21 protein-coding genes are annotated in these 23,200 nt (G+C 76.4%); 11 read left to right on the top strand and 10 right to left on the bottom strand.

Features of this window, described 5'->3' with window-relative positions; all coding sequences use genetic code 11:
• The first annotated feature begins 26 nt into the window (after window positions 1-26).
• Window positions 27-239, top strand: a complete 213-nt coding sequence (locus ACF053_RS20535; protein ID WP_391955213.1) for a hypothetical protein — start codon at window positions 27-29, stop codon at window positions 237-239.
• A 23-nt stretch (window positions 240-262) separates the two neighbouring features.
• Here ACF053_RS20535 and ACF053_RS20540 read toward each other — a convergent pair whose 3' ends face one another.
• From ACF053_RS20540 to ACF053_RS20555, 4 genes are all read right to left on the bottom strand, one after another.
• Window positions 263-895 (bottom strand): DUF6099 family protein, encoded by a 633-nt coding sequence (locus ACF053_RS20540; RefSeq protein ID WP_391955214.1) that lies wholly within the window; start codon window positions 893-895, stop codon window positions 263-265.
• Window positions 896-1,020: 125 nt separating this feature from the next.
• On the bottom strand, window positions 1,021-1,389 hold the full coding sequence (locus tag ACF053_RS20545; protein WP_391955215.1) for a nucleotide pyrophosphohydrolase: 369 nt from the start codon (window positions 1,387-1,389) through the stop codon (window positions 1,021-1,023).
• The gene (locus tag ACF053_RS20550) at window positions 1,386-2,720 is read right to left on the bottom strand and encodes an ATP-binding protein (RefSeq protein ID WP_391955216.1); all 1,335 of its coding nucleotides are present in this window, start codon (window positions 2,718-2,720) and stop codon (window positions 1,386-1,388) included. The genes ACF053_RS20545 and ACF053_RS20550 overlap by 4 nt, the downstream gene beginning before the upstream one ends.
• A 78-nt stretch (window positions 2,721-2,798) precedes the next feature.
• Window positions 2,799-3,197, bottom strand: a complete 399-nt coding sequence (locus tag ACF053_RS20555) for a cell division protein SepF (protein WP_391955217.1) — start codon at window positions 3,195-3,197, stop codon at window positions 2,799-2,801.
• A 221-nt stretch (window positions 3,198-3,418) separates the two neighbouring features.
• Here ACF053_RS20555 and ACF053_RS20560 point away from each other — a divergent pair, with 221 nt between their 5' ends.
• Together ACF053_RS20560 and ACF053_RS20565 are read left to right on the top strand one after the other, a co-directional pair.
• Window positions 3,419-4,825, top strand: coding sequence for a phosphoribosyltransferase family protein (locus ACF053_RS20560; protein ID WP_391955218.1), 1,407 nt, complete (start codon window positions 3,419-3,421; stop codon window positions 4,823-4,825).
• 91 nt (window positions 4,826-4,916) lie between these two features.
• Window positions 4,917-5,537 (top strand): CBS domain-containing protein, encoded by a 621-nt coding sequence (locus tag ACF053_RS20565; protein ID WP_391955219.1) that lies wholly within the window; start codon window positions 4,917-4,919, stop codon window positions 5,535-5,537.
• A gap of 525 nt (window positions 5,538-6,062) precedes the next feature.
• Here ACF053_RS20565 and ACF053_RS20570 read toward each other — a convergent pair.
• A complete protein-coding gene (locus ACF053_RS20570; RefSeq protein ID WP_391955220.1) occupies window positions 6,063-6,911 on the bottom strand; it encodes a caspase family protein in 849 nt (282 codons plus the stop codon).
• 270 nt (window positions 6,912-7,181) lie between these two features.
• Here ACF053_RS20570 and ACF053_RS20575 point away from each other — a divergent pair, with 270 nt between their 5' ends.
• The 6 genes from ACF053_RS20575 to ACF053_RS20600 all read left to right on the top strand — a co-directional run bounded on the left by ACF053_RS20575 (window position 7,182) and on the right by ACF053_RS20600 (window position 16,023).
• Window positions 7,182-8,096, top strand: coding sequence for a DNA/RNA non-specific endonuclease (locus ACF053_RS20575; RefSeq protein ID WP_391955221.1), 915 nt, complete (start codon window positions 7,182-7,184; stop codon window positions 8,094-8,096).
• A gap of 15 nt (window positions 8,097-8,111) precedes the next feature.
• Window positions 8,112-9,218: a hypothetical protein gene (locus tag ACF053_RS20580; RefSeq protein ID WP_391955222.1), complete on the top strand. Its 1,107-nt coding sequence runs from the start codon at window positions 8,112-8,114 to the stop codon at window positions 9,216-9,218.
• 95 nt (window positions 9,219-9,313) lie between these two features.
• Window positions 9,314-10,441, top strand: coding sequence for a hypothetical protein (locus ACF053_RS20585; RefSeq protein WP_391955223.1), 1,128 nt, complete (start codon window positions 9,314-9,316; stop codon window positions 10,439-10,441).
• Entirely contained in the window at window positions 10,422-13,628 is a 3,207-nt protein-coding gene (locus tag ACF053_RS20590; RefSeq protein WP_391955224.1) for an AAA family ATPase, read from the top strand. The genes ACF053_RS20585 and ACF053_RS20590 overlap by 20 nt, the downstream gene beginning before the upstream one ends.
• Window positions 13,625-14,749: a trypsin-like peptidase domain-containing protein gene (locus ACF053_RS20595; RefSeq protein WP_391955225.1), complete on the top strand. Its 1,125-nt coding sequence runs from the start codon at window positions 13,625-13,627 to the stop codon at window positions 14,747-14,749. Before ACF053_RS20590 ends, ACF053_RS20595 begins: the two co-directional genes overlap by 4 nt.
• Before the next feature lie 203 nt (window positions 14,750-14,952).
• Window positions 14,953-16,023: a trypsin-like serine peptidase gene (locus tag ACF053_RS20600; RefSeq protein WP_391955226.1), complete on the top strand. Its 1,071-nt coding sequence runs from the start codon at window positions 14,953-14,955 to the stop codon at window positions 16,021-16,023.
• Window positions 16,024-16,129: 106 nt separating this feature from the next.
• Here the strand turns inward: ACF053_RS20600 and ACF053_RS20605 are convergent, their stop codons facing one another.
• The 4 genes from ACF053_RS20605 to ACF053_RS20620 all read right to left on the bottom strand — a co-directional run bounded on the left by ACF053_RS20605 (window position 16,130) and on the right by ACF053_RS20620 (window position 20,857).
• Window positions 16,130-16,822, bottom strand: a complete 693-nt coding sequence (locus tag ACF053_RS20605; RefSeq protein WP_391955227.1) for a hypothetical protein — start codon at window positions 16,820-16,822, stop codon at window positions 16,130-16,132.
• Window positions 16,819-18,855, bottom strand: a complete 2,037-nt coding sequence (locus ACF053_RS20610; RefSeq protein WP_391955228.1) for an RICIN domain-containing protein — start codon at window positions 18,853-18,855, stop codon at window positions 16,819-16,821. The genes ACF053_RS20605 and ACF053_RS20610 overlap by 4 nt, the downstream gene beginning before the upstream one ends.
• A gap of 410 nt (window positions 18,856-19,265) precedes the next feature.
• The gene (locus ACF053_RS20615) at window positions 19,266-20,000 is read right to left on the bottom strand and encodes an amidohydrolase family protein (RefSeq protein WP_391955229.1); all 735 of its coding nucleotides are present in this window, start codon (window positions 19,998-20,000) and stop codon (window positions 19,266-19,268) included.
• Entirely contained in the window at window positions 20,000-20,857 is an 858-nt protein-coding gene (locus ACF053_RS20620) for an amidohydrolase family protein (RefSeq protein ID WP_391955230.1), read from the bottom strand. Before ACF053_RS20620 ends, ACF053_RS20615 begins: the two co-directional genes overlap by 1 nt.
• Before the next feature lie 219 nt (window positions 20,858-21,076).
• On the opposite strand from ACF053_RS20620, the gene ACF053_RS20625 reads away from it, so the two are divergent.
• Window positions 21,077-21,322 carry a DUF2283 domain-containing protein gene (locus ACF053_RS20625; RefSeq protein ID WP_391955231.1) on the top strand — a complete coding sequence of 82 codons (246 nt, stop codon included), beginning with the start codon at window positions 21,077-21,079 and terminating at the stop codon, window positions 21,320-21,322.
• 385 nt (window positions 21,323-21,707) lie between these two features.
• The gene (locus tag ACF053_RS20630; protein ID WP_391955232.1) at window positions 21,708-22,877 is read left to right on the top strand and encodes a Cmx/CmrA family chloramphenicol efflux MFS transporter; all 1,170 of its coding nucleotides are present in this window, start codon (window positions 21,708-21,710) and stop codon (window positions 22,875-22,877) included.
• Between the two features lie 129 nt (window positions 22,878-23,006).
• On the opposite strand, the gene ACF053_RS20635 is transcribed toward ACF053_RS20630, so the two are convergent.
• Window positions 23,007-23,183 (bottom strand): hypothetical protein, encoded by a 177-nt coding sequence (locus ACF053_RS20635; protein ID WP_391955233.1) that lies wholly within the window; start codon window positions 23,181-23,183, stop codon window positions 23,007-23,009.
• Window positions 23,184-23,200: the final 17 nt, after the last annotated feature.

Consider the following 23,200-nt stretch of genomic DNA (forward strand, 5'->3'; position numbering starts at 1 on the left):
GACGGGCCGTGGCCGAGGAGCCCGCGATGTTCCAGGAAGCCGTGCCGGAACAGGCCCCGTCCGACAGGGCCGTGTCCGCGCCGGGCACGCCCGCGGAGCAGGGCTCGGGCGCCCCCGCGGATCTGCCGCAGCAGAGGGTGGCGCTGACGGCGCTGACTGCCGACCTGTCGCAGCTCGACGCGGACCTGCAGTCCTGGGCCGACCGCGCGGACGGGGAGCGCGGACACCGGGCGTCCTGAAGCCCCTTGCCACCGCCCGGCGGTCACGACCCCGCCGCGGAGTCCGCCGGGTCCACCACGTCCACCCGCTCCGGACGCGCCGTGTCGATCGGGCCTTCGCCCCCCGTGGACCGCGGCGCGGACGCCCGGGGCACCGCCGCGCCGCCGCGCTCCGTCCGCACCGGGCGCGCGCCCCGCCGGTCGGGCGGGCGGGCCGCCCCTCCGGGAGGTCTCGCCCGGTCGCCGACCGTGAGCCGGCGGAGCATGACGCGGACCCGGTCGCTGGACTCGTCGGCGGCGTCGATCGCGTCGATGCACTGCCAGTACAGCCCTTCCTCGTCGGTGGCGCAGGCCACTCCGACGAGGGCGATGCCCACCTCCCCCAGCAGCACGCCCAACGCGAGTAACGCGCCGTGCGGGTCGGCGACGCCGGACAGCTGCGCCGCGCGCGCCGCCGTCCGCCGCACCGGGTGGTCCGGTCCGGGGACCCCGCGCCCGCCGATCTCACCGAGCCCGCGCGCATCTCCCTTCAGCTCCTGCGGCCCGAAGAGGGCCAGGTGGTCGCCGATCGCCTGGGCGAGACTCTGCGCCTGCCAGACGGACGCCATGACGTCCGGCACCCCCCGACTCTCCGCGAGGTCACTCCGGCTGAGGGAGATGAGCCGCTCCGCATCCATGTACGCCGCCCCCGTTCGTACGACTTTCCGCTCACTGACTCACTACCCAGAGTGAGGCCATCCGAGCCGAAACACCAGGGGAATTCGGAAATCTGTGGACACGAAGCTCAGTTTGAATAAGTCGATCACTCCGAAGAGTGACGATCCGCCCTCGCGGACCGGCCCGGCGGGCGCCCCACGGGGAAGCGCCGCTCGTTCCGGTCGATCTTGTCGGAGAGCGCCGCCAGCGGGTCGACGCCGAGCGCTCCGCAGAACTGGAGCAGGTAGGCCAGCACGTCGGCGACCTCGTCGGCCACCCGGTGGGCGGTCTCCGGGTCGTCCATGACCCGGGCGGCCTCCTCGGGCGTCAACCACTGGAAGATCTCCAGGAGTTCGGCCGCCTCGACGCTCAGCGCCGCCGCGAGGTTCTTCGGGGTGTGGTAGGGCTGCCACTCGCGCGAGGCCGCGAACTCGGCCAGCCTGCGCTGCAGTCCCGCTACGTCCAGTTCCGTCACGGCGTCAGGTCTACCACCGTCGCCCCGGGGCACGCGCGGGCGGCCCCCGCACCGGTCTCCCCCACCGCGCCGATGAGCCGCATGTGTCCGTCGGCGCAGATGGCGGCGGCCAGCTCGGTCAGCTCGTGGGCCTGCCGGGCGTCGAGCCCCCGGTCGAAGCCGTCGGCGAGGACCGTGAGCGCCTGCATCGGTCCCGGCACCTCGGCCGGCTGGTCCACGGCGAGGACACCCGGCCCCGTCAACAGCACCAGGCCCAGCGCCAGGTAGCGCAGTTCACCGTCCCCGAGCCGGTCCAGCGGCGTACCGGCCGGCCGGCCGCCGGTCCCTCCCGCTCCCCCGCCCGCGCCCCGCTCCGCGCCCCGTCCCGGGCCGGGGCCGCCGTCGCCCGCCGCGTCCCGCACCAGCAGCGCCCGTACCGTCCCGTCGGGCAGCACCTCGGCGTCCACGCCCCGGACCGGGCCCGCGCACCCGGCCCGCGCCAGCGCCACCAGCCGCGCGTGGCGGCGGGCGCAGTCGGCGCGGGTGCGGTGGAGCACCTCGGCGAGGTTGTCGCAGCCGCGACGCAGCCGCCCCTCGACCGGCGCCACGGGGGCGCGCATGAACGAGGGGCGCGGGTCGCAGGGGAAGACCGACCGCAGCGCCATCAGCGTCTGTTCGGCCGCCGCGAGCACGCGCAACTGGCCCGCGTCCTTCCCCGCCACGCGCAGCGGCAGCAGCGCGGTGGCCAGCCGGTCGTCGGGCAGCGGCGCGCGGGTCGCCGGGGCGGGCCCCGCCGTGTACCACTCGGCGTGCACCGAGCGCCGCCCCGGGTCGCGCAGCGCCGTGGCCAGCAGGGTCCGCCCGTCACCGCCCGTCAGCCGCTCGCCCACCACGCGCAGCCGCGGCTCGGCCTGGACGGCGAGGTCGAGCCGTACCGGCCCGGCCGGCCCGTCGGTGGTGCAGCCGATGCGGAAGCCGCGGCGCCCCTGCGCGTCCGCGGGGGCACCCTCGGGCACGCAGCCCGGGGCGTCCGGGAAGACCGCGTCCAGCGCGGCGCCCGCACCGAGCCCCGCCAGCGCCTCGTACGCCTGGAGCGCACCGGACTTGCCGCTCCCGCTCGGGCCGGCGAACAGCGTCAGCGGGCCGATCGGGTACACCGCGCCCCGGTGCGACCGGAAGGCGGAGAGCCTCAGTTCGGTGACGACCGGGCGCACGGGGCGGACGGCGGGCGCCGCGCCGTCCGGGCGGCGCGCCACGGGTGACGGGCGGGCGGGGCGGGCGGCGCGCCCGGGGTGCCGGGCGTCGCGCGCGGCGTCCCCGGTGGCGTGGTCGCGCCTCGTGGTGGAGTCCATGGTCGGCCACCGTACGAGGGCGTGCCGAGGGCGCCCGGAGGGGAACCGTTCCGCCCGAACAGGCTTCCTACGAACGAGCTACGCGTGCGGGACGGCCGCGGCGGCCGCGCCCTCGACCTCCGTCCCCGCCGGGGCGAGGAGGAAGACGTTCCGGTCGACCCGGTGCATGGCGCTGCCGAGGCCGAAGACGACGCCGCTGCTGAAGTCCAGGATCCGCTTGGCGACGTCGGTCTCGGCGCTGGTGAGGTCCAGCAGCACCGGGATCTGCGCGACGAGGTACTCGGCGACCTCCCGCGCGTCCGCGAAGACCTGGACGCGCAGCACCACCATGCGGCGCTGTGCGCCGGCCTCGGCGTCCTCGGGGAACGCGCGGTGGTCGACCCTCGACGGCCATTCGTCACGCCCCCGCAGCGGGACGACCTGCGCCAGGCCCTCCCACTGCTCGTCGGTGACGTCGTACCTCTCGTACCTACTCATGGACCCATCCTCGCCTCCCTCACCCGTTCGGCCCAACTGCGACACGGCGCGTGTACGGCGTGTCGGCATACCGGTTCGGCGACGGACGCCGCCGAGGCGTGCTCCTGCCGCGCGCGGACGGCGCGCCTACGATGGGAGGAACCGGAGACAAGCGAAAAGGCGGAAGAAATCGGAATCGCGCACTCCGGTGGCACCCCCGACAGAACGGGCGGGAGGGCGGCATGCGGTTCAGGGACCGTGCGGACGCCGGTCGGCGGCTGGCCGCCGCCGTGGCGGCGGTGGATCCGCGCGACCCCGTCGTCCTCGGACTGCCGCGCGGCGGCGTTCCCGTCGCCCACCGGGTCGCCGAGGCGCTCGCCGCGCCCCTGGACGTTCTCGTGGTGCGGAAGCTGGGCGTGCCGTCCCGGCCCGAGCTGGGCTTCGGCGCGATCGGCGAGGACGGCGTGAGGATCCTCAACGACGCCGTCGTACGGGCCGCGGCGGTCGGCGAGCACGACCGGACGCGGGTGGAGGAGGCCGAGCGGACGGTACTGGAGGACCGGCTGCGGCGGTACCGGCGCGACCGCGGCGGGGTGCCGCTCCGGGGGCGCACCGCCGTACTGGTCGATGACGGGGCGGCGACGGGGTCGACCGCCCTGGCGGCCTGCCGGGTCGCCCGGGCGCACGGTGCGGCCCGCGTGGTGGTCGCCGTGCCGGTGGCCCCGCGCGAGGCGGTGGCGCTGCTGCGGCAGGAGGCCGACGAGGTGGTGTGCCTGGCGTCGCCGGACGGGTTCGGCTCGGTGGGCCAGTGGTACGACGACTTCACGCAGACGAGTGACGGGGAGGTCGCCGAGCTGCTCGCGCTCCACGGCCCGCCCACGCCGGAGACCGGAACCGGAAGCGGAAGCGGAACCGGGCGCCTGGGTGAGGAGGGAAGCGGACACGCAAGCGGGGTCCGGGGCAAAGGCTCCGCACGCGGGAAGGGCGTCGTGGGCCCGGCGGTGGCCGAGGGGCCCGTCGAGGTGGTGGCCGACGGCGTGCGCCTCGCCGGTGACCTGGTGCTGTCGGACCGGGCCCCGGGGGTCGTGGTCTTCGCGCACGGCAGCGGCAGCGGACGGCTCAGCCCGCGCAACCGCGCCGTCGCACGGGCGCTCCAGCGGCAGGGCCTGGGCACGCTGCTGTTCGACCTGCTCACCGAGACCGAGGGGGAGGACCGCGAGCGGACCTTCGACATCCCGCTGCTGGCCCGGCGGCTGACCGGGGCGACGGCCTGGCTGCGCCGCGCCCAGGCCCCGCCGGTCTGCTACTTCGGCGCCAGCACCGGCGCGGCGGCCGCGCTGACCGCCGCCGCGGAGCCGGACGCGGACGTGGCGGCCATCGTCAGCCGCGGCGGCCGGCCGGACCTCGCCGGAGCCCGGCTCGACGACGTGCGCGCGCCGGTGCTGCTGATCGTGGGCGGGGCCGACGCGCCGGTGCTGCCGCTGAACCGGCGGGCCGCCGCGCGGTTGCGCTGCGAGCACGCGGTGGAGGTGGTGCCGGGCGCGACGCACCTGTTCGAGGAGCCCGGGGCCATGGAGCAGGTCGAACAGCTGGCCGCGGCCTGGTTCCTGGGCCACCTTCCGCGGCCCGGACCCGGAAGCGGGGGGTGAGAGGCGGAGGAGGCATGTCCGACCGTCTTGCACCAGCCCCGGGAGGGCCCACAGTGGAAGGGAAGGCGACGCCGGAAGGCACCTTCCGGCGGTGACAGCCTGGGAGGCCGTCATGACGATGCACGCGCCGGCGCGGGACGCCCCCGGGCCCCCCGCCCGCGTCGAGGTTCCGGGTCCGGGCGGGGAGCCGCCGCCGGGGGCCGGGACCGTACCGCTGCTCGACCGGCGGGTCGGGGACGTGATGCGCGCCCCGCTCGTCGCGGTCGCGGCCGGGGAGACGCTCCTCGTCTGCTGGGAACTGCTGGAACGGACCGGTGAACGGCACCTGCCCGTGGTCCAGCCCGACGGCCGCTGCGCCGGTGTGCTGGACCGGGCCGAGGTGGCCGCGGTGTGCGCGGCGCCCGCGGTGGCGCTGTCGCGGCGGTACGCGGGTGACCTCGTGCGCGGCCGGCGGTGCGTGGTGCTGCACGAACGCGACCCGGTGCGCCGAGCGGTGGACGTGATGGACGACAACGACTGCGACGCGCTGCCCGTGGTGGCGGACGGCGGGACGCTGGCCGGACTGCTCACGCCCGCCGACGTGGTCCGGGCGCTGGCCGGCCGCCGGACCGCCGCGCCGCCCGGCCGGGCCCCGGCGCCACCGGCCCCGTATCCGGTGCTGCCCGGGCTGGCGCCCCGGCGCGACACCGGGCGGGTGTCGCCGGTGCCGTGACGGCGGGACGGGGCGCGGGGGCCGATGACGCGGGGGGACGAAGGGGGGCGGAGGAGGTGGCGCGGTGACGAGGACACCAGGACGAGAGCCGGAGCGGACCGGTCCGGTACCGGCGGCCGAGCGGACCGGACGCCGGCCCGCGGCCGAACGCGGCGGACCGGAGGAGCGGCGGACCGGAAGCGAGGGACGGGAGGAGCGGCGGACCGGAAGCGGCCGCCTCGGCCGCCCCGCGACGAATGACCGCCCCGCGGCCGGCGGGCGCGGCGCTGCGGGTGGGCGGCTGCCCGCGCACGGGGCGGAGAGCGGTACGCGGCGGACCGGGCGCGCGTCGTCGTGGCGGGAGCGGCCCGTACGGACGATCCGAGTCCGGTCGCTCTTCGGCTGAGGCACCCAGGGCCCCGGGCGCGCGGGCACGAGGGCACGGCGATCCGCAGGGCCGGCGGCACGGGCGGCGACAGGACCGGCGGCACGGGCATCCGCGGGCGGTCGACTCGCGGCGGTCGGCGGTCGGCCGGTCGGCGGTGGTCAGACCGTGAAGGGGCGTTCCGCGAGGAACGCCTCCGGCGGGCGGCCGGACACGTGGAGGTTCGGACTCTGGTTCGCGGGCATCCGGCGCAGGATCGCCCGGTGGAAGGCGCGGTGGTCGCCGCGGAAGGCGCCCCGGTCCCACACGTCCAGCAGCGTCCCGGTGAAGGCGCCGTTCACCCGGCCGTCCGAGGCGAGCTGGTTGTCCTGGCAGGCCGAGATCAGCACCGCGTCGGCCGGGCGCCCGCCACCGGTGCGCAGCTCCCGCTGGAGCCCCTGGAAGAAGTCCTTGTCCCGCTGGTAGATCGCGCCCTGCCGGACCAGGGGCATGAGCCGGGACGCCGCCTCGATGCCGGCGGGGTCCGCCGTGCCGAACTGGGCGTCCAGGGCCTCGGGCGTCAGCAGCTCCCGCACCTCGATGCCGCTGCCGCTGTGGCAGCAGTCGAGCAGGACCAGGATCCGCACGCCGTCGGCGCACCGGGCGAGTTCGCGGTTGAGCTCGTCGTCCAGGAACTGCCGGTCGTACAGCACCAGCGTCTCGTCCAGCGCGTCCGGCTCGTCGTCCGCGCCCGTCACGTCGGGGACCTGCCCGCCGTGGCCGGAGTACGTCAGGAGCAGCGCGTCGCCGTCGCGGAGCCGGTCCGCGGCGGCGCGCAGTGCGGCAGTGACGTTCTCGACGGTGCCGTCGGCGCCGAGCAGGACCGTGTCGGAGAAGCCGGCGGCACGGGCCAGGGCGGCCATGTCGTGGGCGTCGTTCTCGCAGGCGGCGAGCCGCCCGTCCCAGCCGTCGTAGCGGGCGGGGTCGACGGTGTTGAGGCCGATGTGCAGGGAAAGGCCGGCAGCGGCCATGGGGGCTCCTCGCGCGGGCGGTGGGCGTGGTCGTCCGCATCCCTTCCGTACGCGGCGGCCGGGCGAACCGCGTGGGCGGCTGCCGGGCCGGAAATCCCCCTGAACGGCCCGCCCTGGGGGTGCCCGCCGGACCGGCTCGGCGCAGCGAGCGCGCACCTGGCGCCGCCGGACCGACGCGCCCGGCACGCCCCCGCCCCGTGGGTGCGCTGATGGGGTGGCGTGGGCGGCGGGTCCGTTGGGGGCGGGCCCCCACGCGGTACTGGTCAGATCATGATCCCACCCGATGATCGGGACGGCCCGGAGGGCCACGGCGGGCCGGAGAGCGGGCCCGTGCCGGAGGGCCGGGCCGGGGCGCTCGCCGACCGCACGGGGTACGACGAGGCGTTCCTGGGCCCCGTGGTCCCGCTGCCGCGCCTCGCCGCGGCCGGTGTGGAGACGGTCGTCCTGCCGTACACGCACTTCAGCGTGGTGCTGCGGCCGGACCGGCGGCTCGCGGCGGCCACCGCCGTGTGCGTCGACGGCGCGCGGCTGGTGGAGGACGTGCCGCGCGACGACGTGTGGCGGTACGACCCGCGCGTCGCCGAGGACTGGCAGGCCGGCCCCGAGGTGTACCGGAACAACTCCCTGGACCGGGGCCACCTCGTGCGCCGCCTGGATCCGGTGTGGGGCGCCGTCGCCGTGGCCCACCGCGCCGACGCCGACACGTTCCACTACACGAACGCGGCGCCCCAGGCCGACGTGTTCAACCAGGGCAAGCAGGTGTGGCAGGGGCTGGAGAACCACCTCCTCGACCACGCCGCGCGGCACGACCGCAAGCTCACCGTGCTGACCGGTCCGGTCCTGCACGACGGGGACCCGCCCTACCGGGGCGTACAGGTGCCGCTGCGCTTCTGGAAGGTCGCCGCGTTCGTCCACGAGGGGCGGCTGGCGGCGACGGCGTACGTCCTGGACCAGAGCCCCGACCTGACGCGGGACGCCGACCGGGCGCTCGCGGGGGCCGTGCCGGGCGCCCCGCCGCCGCTGGGCGCCTTCCGGACGTACCAGGTGCCGGTCGCCGACGTGGCGGTGCTGACCGGCCTGGACCTCGGGCCCCTGCCGGGCGCCGACCTGATGCCGGCGGCACGCTCCCCGGAGGCGCGGTGGCGGCGCCTGGAGGCACCCGACGAGACCGTGATGGACATCTGAGGCGCGGGAGGCCCGATGCGACCCCGGATCGTGTACGTCCACGGCAGCGGCCCCAAGCCGCGTGCCGAACTGCTCAGGGCGCAGTGGGACCGGGCGCTGTTCGGGCGCGACGCGGGGAACGTGTCGCACCTGGCCTACTGGGCTCCGGTACTGCGGCCCGACACCCTCCCCGACACCGCGTCCGACCCTCTGGAGGGACGGCCCGGCGCGGTCGCCGAAGCCGAAGCCGAGGCGGAAGCGGAGGCAGAGGCGGAAGCGGAAGCGGGGCCGGGCTTCGGAGCGGAGGGCGGAGCGGAGTCGAGTGGCGCGGCGGGCGGGCCGGGCGCGGAGGTGCCGGCGCGGCCGGCGCTGGAGGACCCGGCCCACTTCGCCGCCCGCACCGCGGCCGCGGCCGCCGCGCGGACGGCCCGCACCCGGTCCGCCGGCCCGGGCACAGGCGCGGGCACGGGCGCCGGCTCCGGTGCCGCGCCGGCCGGCGCCGCCGGCGGGGCGCCGCTCGGCGCGTGGCTGCACGGCATGACGTACCTCGCCGAGGCGCTCGCCCTCGCCGAGGAACCGCGTCCCGGGCGGGGCGCCGAGCCCCTGCCGCGGGCCCTGCCGCTCCCCCGGCCCGCCCGCACGGCACTGTTCCGGCAGCTGGTCCGGCACTCCTTCGAGGACGTGTACGCGTACTTCTTCGGCGGCGTGGGGCCGGCGGTGCGGCAGGTCGTGGCGGACGCGCTGACCGCCGCCGCCGACGCCCGCGACCGGGACGGCGGCGGCCCGCTCGTGGTGGTCGGCCACAGCCTGGGCAGCATCGTGGCGTACGAGGTGCTGGCGTCGCGGGACATCCCCGTCGACCTGTTCGTGACGCTCGGGTCGCCCCTCGCGATCCGTGAGGTGCAGGACCTGCTGGCGGTGCCGCCCGCCGTGCCGCCCGGCACGCGGCTGTGGCTGAACGCCTCCGACGCCCGCGACCTCGTGGCGCTGGACCACACCCTGCGGCCCGAGTACGGACCGCCCGGCCGGGTCACCGACCTGCTGGTCGTCAACGGCAGCGAGAACCACCACGGCGTGTGCGAGTACCTCGCCGACCCGCTGGTGCGGGAGCCGATCCGCCGGGTCCTCGACCGAATTGCATGACCCCCACCCCGGTGTGACCATGGCGGAAGGGGACCGGAGGGAGGCGTGGCGGACGGGAGGGCGACCGGCGGGCGGCGAGATGTGGCAGGTGCTGAATGCCGTTGGAGACCCCCGAGTGGGACGAGGTCACCGAGTGGGCGCGTGAGTACCTCCTCGACTCGATCGACCCGCACGCACAGCTCCGCCGGGCCGGTTTCCCGGCCGACTTCGTCGCGGACCTGCCCCTCACCTCCGTCAGTTCGCACAACGCCCGCGCCCTCGTGTACGCCTCGCGCAGGTCGATCGCCGGGCAGGTGCGGCTCCTGCGGGCACTGGTCCTCGACGACCGGCTGCGCAGCCTGCCGGACGTGACGGTGGCCGAGGGGTTCCTCGCGCAGCTGGAGCGGGACGCCGCCGCGCACGAGGCGCAGGACGTCTTCCGCACCTGCGTGCTGCGCGGCGGCAGCGAGGTGTTCCTCGACCGCGACGACCTGCGGGAGACGCTGCGGGCGTTCGTCGCGGACGCCCACAAGTCGGTGCTCCTCGTCGACGGCGAGCCCGACAGCGGCCGCTCGTACACGTACTCCCTCATCCGCCACCTCGCGCAGCACCGAGGTTTCCGCCCGGCCCGCATCATGCTGGAGCCGACGACGACCGCCACCAAGGTGGTGCGGCGCCTCGCCGCGTTCGTCGCCGACCCGCGCGCCGGGGTCGCGCCGCCCGTCCCGACCGGGCTCGACGACCTGCTGCCCGCGCTCGACGAGGCGGTGCACTGGGTGGTGTGCCAGGCGACCGGCGCGGAGGACCTGTTCTGGTTCGTGCTGGACGATTGCGACCGGCTCGACCCGGGCTCCGACGTGTGGGACCTCATCGGGCAACTCGCCCTCGCCATCTACGAGCACGAGCCGGTGCGGCGCGAACAGGCGCCCCGCCTGGTCCTCCTCGGCTACGGCCCCGCCATGCGCCAGCTCCCGCACGACCTGCGGCACAGCCTGTGCTGGGACCGGGCCCGGTCCGCGGGACCGGCCGACGTGCGGGCCTTCTTCGACCGGTACCTGCGCGAGCAGCCGCCGCCCCCGCTGGCCGCCCTCGCCGCCGGGGAGCGGGACGCCGCCCTGGCCGGGCTGGTCGACGTCGCCGTGGAGGAGGTCCTCGCGGCGGCGGCCGGCGGGGCGGGCGAGAGCTACATGCGCCGGCTCGGTACCGCGGTGGAGGGAGCGGTCCGTGTCTGCCGGGCCCTCTGACGGCTCCGGCCGGTCGGTGTCCACCGGCGCCGCCGGCCCGTGGGCCCCGGGCCGCAACGGCTCCGGGCCGGCACCCACGGGCCCCGAGGCCGCCGCCGCCCATCCGGGCCCCGACACCGAGGCCGCCGCCCGTCACGTCACCGGCTCGGCGTCCACCGGCCCCCGTACGGCCTCCGGCCCGCGTCCGGGCCCCGGTGCCGCCGCCGCGCTGAGCGAGCTGTTCCGCTCGCGGCTGCGGGAGGAGCTGCGCCCCGCGGCCGGCCCCCCGGACGCCGTGCCCGACGCCCGGCTCGGCTACCGCCGGGCGGCCTGTCTGCTCACCTCGTTCGACCCGCGGCGGCTGCGGCTGCCGGACGAGCGCGAACCGACCGGGCGGGCCCTGACGGAACTGACCGCGGACTGCACCGCGACCGGCGTGGCCGACCGCCCCGAGTGGTCGCTGAAGCCGCAGGTGCGGGAGGAGGCGTTGCGCTCGCTCGCCGGTCCCGCCGAGGCGCTGCGCGTGCTGGAGGAGAACCTCGACGCCGCCGACGCCGCCTCCGGGGAGCCCGGGCCCGAGGCGGTCTGCCGGGAGGTGCTGCGCGGTCGGGCGCCGCGCACGGCCGGGGTGGGACCGGACGAACTCGCCGACGTCCTCCAGGCCGTGCTGTGGCTGTCGCTCGTGCCGGGCGTGACGGGGCTGCCGGACCCGCACGTCGTCCGGCGGGAACTGGAGCTCGCCCGGCTCCTCCAGCCCCTGGAGCGCCTGGCGGGCGTGCCGTTCGTCGGGCGGACGGTGGAGCTGGAGGAGCTGCGCCGGTACGTGCACGAGCCCATCGGCGGGCCGGGCGGCGAGCCGTCCGTACCGCCGCCGCTGGTGGTGCACGGGCCGGGCGGCACCGGCAAGAGCACGCTGCTCGCCCGGTTCCTGATGGACGGCCTGCGCGGCGGGACGGCCGAGGGCGGTGCCGGCGGCGGGGTGCGGAAGTTCCCCTTCCCGTTCGCGTACGTGGACTTCGAGCGGCCGACGCTGTCGGTGCACGAGCCGGTGACGCTGGTCGGCGAGATGGCCCGCCAGCTCGGCGTGCAGTACCCGGCGCACCGGGCGGCCCTGGACGCGATCGCCGACGAGTGCCAGGAGGCCGCGCGCGGGCAACGGGTGGACGAGGAGCGGGTCGCCGAGCTGAACCGGCTGGCGGCCACCCGGGCCGGGGCGGGCCGCCGCTCGTCGCAGCAGTTCATGGTGACGGCGAGCGAGCGGGAGAGCGGGCTGTCCCGCCGCGTCGGGGAGGTGCTGCGGCGGGCGGTGGCACCGGACGACCCGCCGTTCGTGCTGGTCATCGAGTCCTTCGAGGAGGCCCAGTACCGGGGGTCGCCGGCGCTGGGCCGGATGTGGGCGGTGTTCCTCGCGCTGTACGGGGCCTATCCGCGGGTGCGGGCCGTCGTCTCGGGCCGGGCGCCCGTGCCGCACCCGGCGGCCGGGGCTCGGCCGCGGGAGATCGAGCTGGGCGACCTCGACCCCGCGGCGTCCGTGGACCTGCTCCTGGCGTGCGGGGTCCGCGACCCGGAGCTGGCGCGGCTCCTCGCCGAGCGGGTGGGCGGGCACCCGCTCAGCCTGCGGCTCGCGGCGCGGGCCGCCGCGCTGGCGGGTGGGGACGCCGCGGGCGCCCGGGAGTTGGTCGGCAGTCTGCCGGCGCGGCGGCGGGACTTCTTCCGCCGTGTCGACCAACTGCTGGTGCAGGGCGTCCTGTACGAGCGGATCCTCCAGCACGTCCCCGACGCCGACGTACGGCGCCTCGCCCGCGGGGCGCTCGTGCTGCGGCTCGTCACGCCGGAGGTCGTCCAGGAGGTGCTGGCCGGGCCGTGCGGGGTCGAGGTCGCCGGACCGCAGGAGGCGCGGCGCCTGTTCGCGGCCCTGTCCCGGCTGGACCTGGTGGAGCCGGCGGGCCCGGCGGCGCTGCGGGTGCGGTCGGACGTACGGGCGATCATGCTGCGGCTGGCCGCGGGTGACCCGGCGTCCGTCGCGCGGGACGTGGAGCGGCGGGCCGTGGCCCACTACGCCGGGCGGGAGGGACTGGAGGCACGGGCCGAGGAGATCTACCACCGGCTGCGGCTCGACGAGGACCCGCGCACCGTGGAGGAGCGGTGGCTCCCGGGCGTCGAGCGGCTGCTGGAGGGGGCGCAGGACGACCTGGGTCCGCGCGCGGCGGCGCTGCTCGGGGCGCACCGGGACCGCGGTGGGGCGTCGGAGCTGGTGATGGCCGAGGCGGACCAGGAGGACTGGGAGCGGATGGCCGCCCGCGAGGTGGGGGACCTGCTGTCGCAGGGCTTCACCGACGCGGCGCTGGCGCGGCTGGCAGAGCGCCGCCCGTGGACGCCGTGCAGCGCCCTGCACCCGTTGCTCGGCGAGGCCCTGGACGCGGCGGGGCGGCGTGGCGAGGCGCGGCGGGCGGCGTCCGACGCGGCAGACGCGGCGCACGGGGCGGGCTGCCCGGAGCGGGAACTGGAGCTGCTGCTGCTGTCGGCGCGGCTCGCCGAGCGGGACGGGGACATCGACAGCGCCGACCGGGAGCTGCGGCTCGCGGAGGACGTGGCGATCGGGCTCGGTCATGACCTGGAGGCCGTGGGCACCCTGCTCGCCCGGGCCCGGCTCGCCGACGCGGCGGACCTGCCGGACCGGGACGCGGACGCGCGGCTGGCGCGCCGGCTGCGCCAGGTGCCGGACGAGATGCTGGCCCACCAGCCGACGCTCATGCGGGAGGCGGCGTCCCAGGTGTACGCGCTGGACGAGCGGGCCCTGCACCACGCCCTGGAACTGGTGGGGCTGCCGGAGGGCGACGAGGTGGTGCGGGTGCTCGGCGAGGGGCTGCGGCGCGCGGTCCGGCGCGACCCGGGGCTGCTGCCCGCGCTCATGGGGGTGCTGCGGACGGCGGCGGGCGCGCCGCGAGCCCCCGGGGCCACCGGCCCGGCGCCGGCGCCCGCGCCCGCACCCGTCCCCACCGGGCCCACGGCCCCGGGTGGTCCGCCACCACCACCGGCGTCACCGTCGCCGATGGACGTCACCGGCATCCTCCGGCTCGTGCGGGAGCGCGGCGCGCTGGACGAACTGGCACGGCGGCTGCTGGTGCTGCGCGACGAGGGCGGCGAGATCGCGGCCTGTGTCGCCGCCGCCCTGCGGGTCGGCGCCGAGGGAGGTGGAGGAGCGTGACCGCGTACCTGTCACCGGAGGAGCTGCTCGCCCTGCGGGACGCGGCCGTGGACGCCGGGCTCGCCGACCCGGCGGTGCGGCCCCTGCTCTTCCAGGGGATCATGCCCCGCTACCGGAGCACCCTGCCGCTGCTGGCCGCGCCGGGGCTCCAGGTCCAGTCCGACCTCGCGGAGATGAACCGCGTCGAGCGGCTCGTGGACGGTTCGGTGCCGCTGGAGACGTGGCTGCGCAACGCGGTCGCGCAGAGCACGGCGGCGGCGCCGGTCGCCGTGTTCCAGCGGGCCCTGGACGACGTGGCGCGCGGGGCGAACGGCGAGCCTGACGTCCTGGCGGGCCGGCCCGTGCCGGAGATCAAGGAGGAGATCGTCCACCGGGACGACACCGTGCCGTTCGGGTTCCTGCGCGGTGGCGACGCGGCGGGCGCGGCGGTGGCCCGGCTGAAGGTGCCGCCGTACGAGGGGGGCCGGCCGCTCCAGCCGAACGGCTTCCCCCACGCGGGCACGGGCTGGCTGGTCGCGCCGGACCTGATGGTCACCAACCACCACGTGGTCAACGCCCGGTCGGCGACGGGCGGCACCCGCGTCGTGGCCGGCCAAGACGACCTGCTGGTGCAGGCGCGCCACACCCGGGCGAGGTTCGACTACGAGAGCGAGGACACGGAGACGGCGGAGGTCGCCGTACGGGAGCTGGTCGCCGCCGACGCCGACCTGGACTACGCGGTGCTGCGGCTGGCGGAGGCCCCGGGGCGGCCCCTGCTGCGGCTCGCGGGGCGGACGCTGCGGGTCGCGGCGGGCGAGGTCGTGGCCGTCAACATCATCCAGCACCCGGGTGGCGCGCCGAAGCGGGTCGCGCTCCGCAACAACCTCGTGTTCGACGCGGACGACCGGGACCTGCGCTACTTCACGGACACGCGCAGCGGTTCGTCCGGTTCCCCGGTGCTGACGGACGACTGGCTGGTGGTGGCGCTGCACCGGGGGACGCGCCGCGTGGAGGACGTCCACTTCCAGGGCCGGGACACCGCGTTCGTGAACGTCGGCACGCAGATGACGGCCGTCATGGCCCACCTCGCGGAACGCGCCCCGGCGGTGCACGCCGAGATCGGCGCGGCCCAGCAGGGCTGAGGCCGCACCGCCGACGGGAGACCGCGGGGAGACACGGGACACGGTCCGGAGACGGAGCGAACCGGGAGGGCCGGAGGAGGAGGGGCCCGGGGAGGGCGGGCCCCGAGAGGAGAGCCGCGGCGAGGACGGGCCCCGAGAGGAGGACCCGGAGAGGAGGGTCCCGAGATCGGACAGGAGGGGGCGGGAGACGAGAGGAGAGTGACATGGGCAGCCGCAGTGGGTCACCGGTGGCGGCCGGGCCCGGACAGATCTTCGCCGACCCGGGCGCCGTGGCGGAGCGGGTGCGGCGGCGACTGGCGCAGGAGGTGCCGGAGTCGGCGTACGAGCCGCCGGCGGACGAGGCACCCGGCGAGCACGTCGCCCGGTTCGCCGAGCGGGAGCGGGAGCGCGTGCTGGAGGCGGGGGCGCGGGGGCTGGAGAAGCTCGCCACGGGACGCGACGACGAGATCGGCGACGACGAGTCGTTCGGCATGGAGGCGATCGTCCTGCTGGAGGGTCGCCCGGCGATCCTCGTGCAGGGTGCGGACTTCCCGCCGCAGGAGGGCGACTGGGCGGTGCTGAACGGCCATCGGGCGGCCATCCGCACGTCGCTGTCGCGCGTGGGCCGGGTCGACGTGTCCGGGCACGTCAGCCTCGACTGGGTGGGCACGGCGTTCCTCGTCGGGCCCGACGTCGTCATGACGAACCGGCACGTCGCCCTGGAGTTCACCGCGGCCGGCGACCGGCGGGACGCCTGGACGTTCCGGCCGGGCCTCGGCGCGGCCCTGGACCTGACCCGGGAGTACGGTGCCCTGCCGGGCGCCGGCGGACCGGCGTACACGGTGACGGACGTGGTGGGCGTCCACCAGGACGTCGACCTGGCGCTGCTGCGGGTGGAGCCGGGGCCGGGCGGTGCGCCGCTGCCGGCGCCGCTGGCCGTCGCGGCGGACGCCCCCGCCGACCTGCCGGGCCGCCCGGTGTACGTGGTGGGGCACCCGGCGTGGGACGGGCGGCGCAACGAACCGGAGTCGATGCGGCGGATCTTCATGGACGTCTACAACGTGAAGCGGCTCCAGCCGGGCACGGCCAACGAGCTGGTGGCCGAGCGGAACGTGCTGACGCACGACTGCTCGACACTGGGCGGCAACAGCGGCTCGCCCGTGTTCGACCTGGCCGACCACCGCGTCCTGGGCCTGCACTTCGGCGGCCGGTACGGGTTCGGCAACTACGCGGTACCGCTGTGGTCGATGCTCGACGACCCCCTGGTGCGGCAGGCGGGCCTCAACTACGTGTGAACGCCCCGCCCGGACCGGGCACCGGGCCGGGCCGGGCCGGAGGCGGACGCACCGCGCCCCGGAGCCGGGCGGCTCCGGGGCGCGGCGGGAACGGCGGCCGGCCGGTTCAGCGGCCCGCGCCGCCGGTCCCGGTCCTGCGGCGGCGGACCACGATGGCGCCGGCCGCGGCGACGCAGGCCACCGCGGCGGCGGTCGCGGCCACCGCCGTACCGGACCCGCCGGGCCCGGTGGACCCGCCGGAGTCACCGGCCCCGTCCGTGTCGGACGCGGTGGTGCGCGTCGCGGCCGTACCGGACGCGACCGTGCCGGAGGCCGGAGTTCCGGCCATGGGCCGGTCCCCGCCCGCCGCGGCCGTGCCGGCGGCCGGCGCCACCGGGGAAGCGGGTGCCGCCGGGGAGGCCGGGGTGCCCGCGGGCACGGTGACCTCCCGCTGGGCACGGCCCAGCCCCGGGTGGCCCACCTCGACGGTGACCTTCCAGCGGCCCGGCGGCAGCGCCTCGACCGTCGTGTACCCGGTCGGCGTGCCGACGGCCCGGACGAGCCGCCACGGACCGAGCGCGGTCCGGCCGTCGCCACTGACGGCGTTGACCGTCGCGGCCACCCGCTCGTCGACGGGGTCGCCGTCGCCCGCCCAGGTGACGTCCGCGGTGACGCGCCCGGCCGACTGCCCGGTGACGTCGACCTCCAGGCCGCCGCCGTGCGCGAGGGTGGTGCCCGTACCGGTCAGCCACAGGGCGGCCCCGGCCAGCGCGGCGACCGCGGCGGTACGGCGGGTGCGCGGGGTACGGGTGCGGGTCACGGCTGCTGCACCGTCCACACCTGGGCGCCGGCGCCCGAGGCGTGCTGCAGCTCGATCAGCCAGGAGCCGTAGTACGGACGGTTGCTGACGCCGAGGACGTACCGGCTGTCGCCCGCGGTCACGGTGACTCCGCTGCCGCTGCGGGTGATCCGCCACTGCTGGGACGCGACCGCGCGGCAGGGCTGCTGCGCCACCCAGGTCCCGGCCGAGGCCGTGCCGCCGAGCTGGAGGCACTTGCCGGAGACGGCCGAGCGGATCCGGGTGTACCCGGCGCCCGCGTCGTCGAAGAACCACTGCTGTTGGGCGTAGCCGTTGCGGGGCGAGCCGACGAGGACGGTGCCGTCGGCGGTGCGGCCGCCCCAGATCTCGGCGGCGTTGCCGGTGGCGCCGTTGGCGAGGACGTACCGGGTGCCCGGCGTCGGGGTGGTGCCCCCGCCGCCGGTGGTGCGGAACGACGCGGCCCTGCCGGGGGCGGTGTCGCGGCCGGAGGCGTCACGCACGGAGACGGCGACCGTGTGTGCGGTGTTCGGCTTCAGGTTGTACAGGCGGGCGCTGGGCGTGTCGACCCAGCCGATGGGCCGGCCGTCGAGGTGCACCTGGTACCAGGCGGCGCCGGCGACCGCGCGCCAGCTGACGACGGCGGAGTCCTGCGCGATCTGGCCGACGGTGACGTCCGGGCCGGTCGTACCGCCCGTGCCGCCGGTCGGGGACGGCGTGGGGCTCGGGGTCGGGTTCGGGTTGGGCGTCGGGCCGGGGCCGTTGCCCTTGTGGCCCATGAGGAACTGGTTGTCCGCGATGTTCCAGTGGGTGGCGAGATAGCTGCCGGGCTTGGGACTGGTGTGGAAGTAGTCGTCGTGATTGCAGTCGAGCCGGTTCTCGTACGCCCGGTCACCGCACACGGTGCGCATCTTCGGGTAGTACGGGGTGTCCGAGTAGCACATGACGTCCCACTCGTCGGTGCAGTGGGCGCCGCGGCTGGTGTTGGGCGCGCTGTTGTTCACCGCGCCGAGGTTGTGGCCCAGTTCGTGGGCGGCGGTGTGACCGCCCCAGCAGCCGGAGTCCGTACGGCCGTAGGACGGGCCGAAGTTGCTCAGGTTGCTCTGGCCGGGGCGCTCGTCCCCGGCGAAGGTGCCGATGCCGCAGTAGACCTGCGAGTCCGCGAAGATCATGTACTTGCGGTCGCGGCGGTCGAGGCCCTTGGCGGCCAGCGCGCGGTTGGTGGCGCTGAACTCGGCGAGGGCGGAGGCCGGTACCTCGATGTTGAGCACGGTGGGGGTGCAGTCGGCTGCCGTCACGTAGCGGATGTGACGGACGCCGCCGGTGTCCCGGGCGCTCTCGGAGTAGATGAGGTCGGCGTCGGCGGCCCACTTGCGGAAGGACGGCAGGTACTGGGCGTACCGGTCCTGGCCGGGGGCGTGGACGTAGACGACCTGGACGCGGTTGCCCGTGGCACCGTCGCCGTCGCACTGGACGGTCTGCCCCGCGGGCCCCTGGGCCGCGGTGCGGCCTCCGGTGGAGGAGGGGGTGGCGGCGGGCGGCTGCGGGTCCGCCTTGCGCGGCAGCGCGGCGGCGTCCAGGGCCGGGGTGGTCACGGCCTTCTCGCCGGCCGGCGCCGCGGCGGCCGGGTCCTCGGCGCGGGCCGGATCCTCGGCGGGGGTGGCGGCCTTCACCGCCGGCGGGGTGTCCTTCTTGATGTCGACACCGGGCGGCGGGGCGTCGGGGCCGTGCGTGCAGTGGCCGCTCGCGGTGCGGTAGACGCCCTCGCAGGTGTCGTCCTTCGGGGCGGGCTTGAGCCCCTTGTAGACGAGGCCCTTGGCGGGCTCGTCCTTCGGCACCTCGGTGATCGGCTCCGGCTCCTCGTCACGGGTCGGCTCGGCGGCCGGCTCGGGAGCGGCGCTCGGGGAGGCCGCCGCGGGCGCCGCGACCGCCGGTGCGGCGCCGCCGCCACCATCCGCCGGCGTGCCGCCGGGCGCGTACACCCCCTGGTACGCGACGGCTCCGGCGGTCGCCATGAGGGCGACGGCGGCGGTCACGAATATGAGGCGGCGTGGCTTTCGGGCTGGGGTCTTCTTCATTCTTCGACGTCCGGACACGTACGTGCACCTTTCCTTGGCCCCTGGTCAGAGGACGGTGCGCGGAAGCCTGCCAGAGGAGAATTCCGGCAAACGAGACCAGCGGAACGAGTCCATTCCGTAACCGGGACGCAGGAAATGACGAACCCTCAAAAGGCTTGTCCGGTGCGGTAGTTACGCGCGTCACCCGCGAGTGGTTGAGCCCTTGACAAAAAGGTCGTTACCCAATCGAGATAGACCTTGCCGCTATTTGTCTACGCGTCAGCGGAATGGGTCACTCCGCCGGAGAGCGGCGATTACGGGCCGTGCAGGAACTCCGGGTATTGGTTCAGACCTTCGGACCTTCGGACCTTCCGACCCTTCCGAGACCCTCAGACCCTCAGCCCGAAAAGCTCGGCGGCGTTGCGCCACAGGACGCGCTCGAGTTCGTCCGGTGCGAAGTGCGCGTCACGGATCACGCCGAGGGAGACGCACGGGTCGATGAGCGTCGAGTCCGTGCCGAAGAGGATGCGTTCGACGGGCACGCCGGCCTCCCTGGCGTACGCGATGCGGCCCGCGTCGGTGGCGGTGCGGCAGTGCTCCAGGTACAGCCGGTCGCAGGCCGCCGCCGCCCGCGCGGCCTCACGCCAGGCGTCACCGCCGGCGTGGCCCACGAGGACGCGCAGGCCCGGCCGGGCCTCGACCAGCTCCGGCAGGAGGGCCACCTCACTGCCCCACGTGTGCAGCAGCAGCGGTACGCCCGCCTCGGCGACCAGGTCGAACGCGGCGGCCATCTCCGGCGACCCGGGCAGCCGGCCCGGGTAGTGCGTGTGGATCTTCACCCCCACGAAACGCCCGGTGTCGAGGCAGCGCCGCAGGTCGGCGGCGCTCTCGTCGATGCGGTTGGGATTGACGACGGCGTAACCGTGGAGCCGCGGCCGCGTGGCGAGCGCCTTGTACAGGGCGGCGTTGCCCGCGACCGCGTCGTACACCACGGCCTCCGAGGCGGAGACCAGCTGGTGGTCGATGCCGTACCGGTCCATCTGCCGCAGGTTGGCGTCCGCGTCACCGGCCGTCAGGTGGAACTGCCAGCGGCCCACGTGGGCGTGAACATCGATGATCGGCATCAGGCGAGCAGCTCCTCGACGTTCCTCGTGGCGATCGCGGCGCGGTCGTCGGCCGGGATCTCCGCGTACCGCAGCTTCAGCGTCTGGGGCGAGAGGTCCATGAAGGGCGTCCGGGAGCCGAAGACGAGGTGGCGGGAGCCCACCGACTCCACGACCCGTTCGATCGAGTCGGGCCCGGAGAGCATCCGGGTGGTCGCCCGGAACCCGGGCTCGTCACGGGCCAGGAGGAGGAAGTCGGCGAGCAGGTACGCGTGGAGGTCGAGGAAGACGACGTCGGCGCCGCACCCGGTGAGGGGCGGGCCGAAGCGGCGCGGGTCGCCGTCGTGGAGGAGCACCATGCCCCGTTCGACGGCGAGGCGCACGACCCTGCGGTACCCGGGGAAGTCCGGCTCGGCGCCCTGGTCGACGGTGAACAGGCGCAGGAACCGCACGCCCGCGGCGCCCAGCTCGTCCAGCCGCGCCTCGGCGGTGAGCGCGTCCCGCAGGTCCACCGTGCCCACGGGCCGCAGCTCGGGGCAGTCGGCGAGGTCGCGGACCGTCTCGGCGTTCCCGCCGGCGTCGTCGTAGAGCACGCCGCGCGTGGAGAGGGCGAGCGCCCCGGCGACCGGCGAGGCGGCGAGGTGGGCGCGGACCTCGGCGAGACCGGTGTCGCGGTCGTGGCGCGGCCAGGGGCCGTACAGCACGTCGACGTCCCAGCCGACGTACTCCTCCGGCGCGGGCTCCAGCCACGGGTACGCGCCGCCCGGCTTCGCGGAAGCGGTGACGGAGGTGGAGGTGGAAGCGGTGGTGGTGGAAGCGGTGGGGCCGGTCGGCGCCGCGGGTAGGGGGGTGGCCTGCGGCCCTTCGCGTGGGGGCATCGGGGCCGTCCTCTCTCGTCGGGGCCACTTGCGGTCCGGACCGAAACTAGAACGGCGACGCGGGGCCGGTCAATGAGGCGGGGCCCCGGGCGCGTGACGGGCGCCGGCAGCATGCGCACCCGGCGGACCCGGCGCAAACCCGTTGCGGCACCACCGGCGCCACCCGCATCGTCGGCACGTACCCCCTTCGTTCGACCACAGCCAAGGAGCACGCCGACGATGACGCACCCCCGGGTCACCTACGACAGGGCGGCGGACGCCGCCTACGTGTACCTCACCGCCCCCGGCACCTTGACGAGGGCGGCCCGCACCGTCGCCTGCGATCCGGTGGGAATCGACGGCACCGTCAACCTCGACTTCGACGAGGAGGGCCGCCTCGTCGGCGTGGAGGTACTGGGGGCCGCCGCGACACTGCCCGCGCGCCTGCTGGAGTCGGCGGAGCGCCTGGACCCCCGAGGCGCCTGAGCGCCCCGGCCCACATCGACGTCGACGTCCGCGTCCAGGTCCCCGTCGGCATCCACGTCCATCCTCCTCGGCGGCCCGACCACGATGTCCACCACGGCCCGACCACGACGACCGCACCCCCCGACCGCACCCCCCGACCCGGCCGATGCGCTCCGCCCGGGAGTAAACCGGGCTGCCCCCGCGGGGCCGGTCGGGTACCGTGCGGGCCATGTCGAGTCCTGAGTCAGCCGAGGTGGGGGCTTTCGGTCACGCCGTCAGCCCCCTTGCCCCCTGAGTTCACGGTCCGCCGTCCCGCCGCGCTCAGCGGCCGGACGAGGGCGCCCCTGGGTGCTGACCGCGGTGACGAGATGACCTCTCGTGCTTCTCCTCGCCTCGGAGCCACTCGATGCCCTTCCCCCTGTACCTGCTCGCCCTGGCCGTCTTCGCCATGGGCACCTCGGAGTTCATGCTCGCCGGCCTGCTGCCGGACATCGCCCCCGACCTCGACGTCACCGTCGGGACGGCGGCCGCCCTCACCACGGCGTACGCGATCGGCATGGTCGTCGGCGCCCCGCTCATGGCCGGGCTCGCCCGGAACGTGCCCGGACGCTCCGGCCTGTCGGCGTTCGTCCTCCTCTTCCTCGCCGCCCACGCCGTGGGCGCGGTCACCGGCAGCTTCCCGGTCCTGATCGCGACCCGGGTGGTCGCGGCGCTGGCGAACGCCGGGTTCCTCGCCGTGGCGCTGACGACCGCCACCGCGCTGGTCCCCTCGGACAAGAAGGGACGGGCGCTCGCCGTGCTGCTGTCGGGCACCACGGTGGCGACGGTCGCCGGGGTGCCAGGGGGGTCGCTCCTGGGCGCGCTCTTCGGCTGGCGGGCCGCCTTCTGGGCGGTCGCCGCTCTCTGCGTGCCCGCGGCCGTCGGCATCCTCGCGGGAATGCCGGCGCGCCGCCCGCGGGAGCACGCCGCTGACGGGCCGCCTGCGCTGCGACCCGAGCTCGCGCAGCTCAAGAGGCCGCGGTTGCTCGTGGTGATGCTGGTCGGCGCGCTGGTGAACGCGGCGACCTTCGCCGGTTTCACCTTCCTCGCCCCGGTGGTGACCGACGCGGCCGGGCTGGGCGAGCTGTGGGTGCCCGTCGCGCTGGTGCTCTTCGGCGCCGGTTCCGTCGCCGGCCGGCTCTCCGACCGGCGGCCCGGCTCGGTGCTGGTGGTCGGCGGACCGCTGCTGCTCGTCGGCTGGCCGGCCCTGGCCCTGCCGGCGGGTGAGCCGGCCGTGCTCCTCCTCCTCGTGTTCCTCCAGGGCGCGCTGTCGTTCGCCCTCGGCGGCACGCTGATCACCAGGGTCCTCCACGAGGCGTGGGGCGCGCCCACCATGGGCGGCTCCTACGCGACCGCCGCGCTGAACGTCGGCGCCGCCGTCGGACCCCTCGTCGCCGCGACCACCCTCGGCACCCCGCTCGGGTGTCACGGGCCGCTCTGGGCGAGCGGGTCCCTCGTCCTGCTCGCGCTCCTCGTCGCCCTCCCCCTGCGCGGGGTGATCACGGCCGACCCCGGCCGGAGCGGGGCACCGCGGTGACCGCACGACGACCGGCGGGGGCCGGCCGAGAGCAGGCGGGGGCCGGCGGGTTCGGCACGGTCGACGGCGTCGACGGCGTCGGCGCTGTCGGCCGGGGGCCGGCGGGCCGGGCGTCGAGGGTGGGGACGGCTAGCCCTCCTCCGGTGCGGGGTCGGTCCGTACGTCGGCGGGCGCGTCGGCGGTCCGCTCCCCCTCCGCCTGGGAGGGGGTGGACCGGGCCACGTCGGGGTGTTCGTCGGTGCCTGGCTCCGGCTCCCGTTCACCCTCCGCCTGGGAAGGAGTCGGGTAGTCCCACGCGTCACTCATGGTCGTGCCTCCGCAGT

The sequence above is a fragment of the Streptomyces kanasensis genome (assembly GCF_043077165.1).
In the GTDB taxonomy this organism is placed as follows: domain Bacteria; phylum Actinomycetota; class Actinomycetes; order Streptomycetales; family Streptomycetaceae; genus Streptomyces; species Streptomyces changanensis.

What these genes read in the sequence shown, in the direction of transcription:
- ACF053_RS20535 (WP_391955213.1), top strand. Translation starts at nt 27, where the DNA reads ATGTTCCAGGAAGCCGTGCCGGAACAGGCCCCGTCCGACAGGGCCGTG.
- ACF053_RS20540 (WP_391955214.1), bottom strand. Translation starts at nt 895, where the DNA reads ATGGATGCGGAGCGGCTCATCTCCCTCAGCCGGAGTGACCTCGCGGAG.
- ACF053_RS20550 (WP_391955216.1), bottom strand. Translation starts at nt 2,720, where the DNA reads ATGGACTCCACCACGAGGCGCGACCACGCCACCGGGGACGCCGCGCGC.
- ACF053_RS20555 (WP_391955217.1), bottom strand. Translation starts at nt 3,197, where the DNA reads ATGAGTAGGTACGAGAGGTACGACGTCACCGACGAGCAGTGGGAGGGC.
- ACF053_RS20560 (WP_391955218.1), top strand. Translation starts at nt 3,419, where the DNA reads ATGCGGTTCAGGGACCGTGCGGACGCCGGTCGGCGGCTGGCCGCCGCC.
- ACF053_RS20570 (WP_391955220.1), bottom strand. Translation starts at nt 6,911, where the DNA reads ATGGCCGCTGCCGGCCTTTCCCTGCACATCGGCCTCAACACCGTCGAC.
- ACF053_RS20575 (WP_391955221.1), top strand. Translation starts at nt 7,182, where the DNA reads ATGATCCCACCCGATGATCGGGACGGCCCGGAGGGCCACGGCGGGCCG.
- ACF053_RS20580 (WP_391955222.1), top strand. Translation starts at nt 8,112, where the DNA reads ATGCGACCCCGGATCGTGTACGTCCACGGCAGCGGCCCCAAGCCGCGT.
- ACF053_RS20585 (WP_391955223.1), top strand. Translation starts at nt 9,314, where the DNA reads ATGCCGTTGGAGACCCCCGAGTGGGACGAGGTCACCGAGTGGGCGCGT.
- ACF053_RS20600 (WP_391955226.1), top strand. Translation starts at nt 14,953, where the DNA reads ATGGGCAGCCGCAGTGGGTCACCGGTGGCGGCCGGGCCCGGACAGATC.
- ACF053_RS20615 (WP_391955229.1), bottom strand. Translation starts at nt 20,000, where the DNA reads ATGCCGATCATCGATGTTCACGCCCACGTGGGCCGCTGGCAGTTCCAC.
- ACF053_RS20620 (WP_391955230.1), bottom strand. Translation starts at nt 20,857, where the DNA reads ATGCCCCCACGCGAAGGGCCGCAGGCCACCCCCCTACCCGCGGCGCCG.
- ACF053_RS20625 (WP_391955231.1), top strand. Translation starts at nt 21,077, where the DNA reads ATGACGCACCCCCGGGTCACCTACGACAGGGCGGCGGACGCCGCCTAC.
- ACF053_RS20630 (WP_391955232.1), top strand. Translation starts at nt 21,708, where the DNA reads ATGCCCTTCCCCCTGTACCTGCTCGCCCTGGCCGTCTTCGCCATGGGC.
- ACF053_RS20635 (WP_391955233.1), bottom strand. Translation starts at nt 23,183, where the DNA reads ATGAGTGACGCGTGGGACTACCCGACTCCTTCCCAGGCGGAGGGTGAA.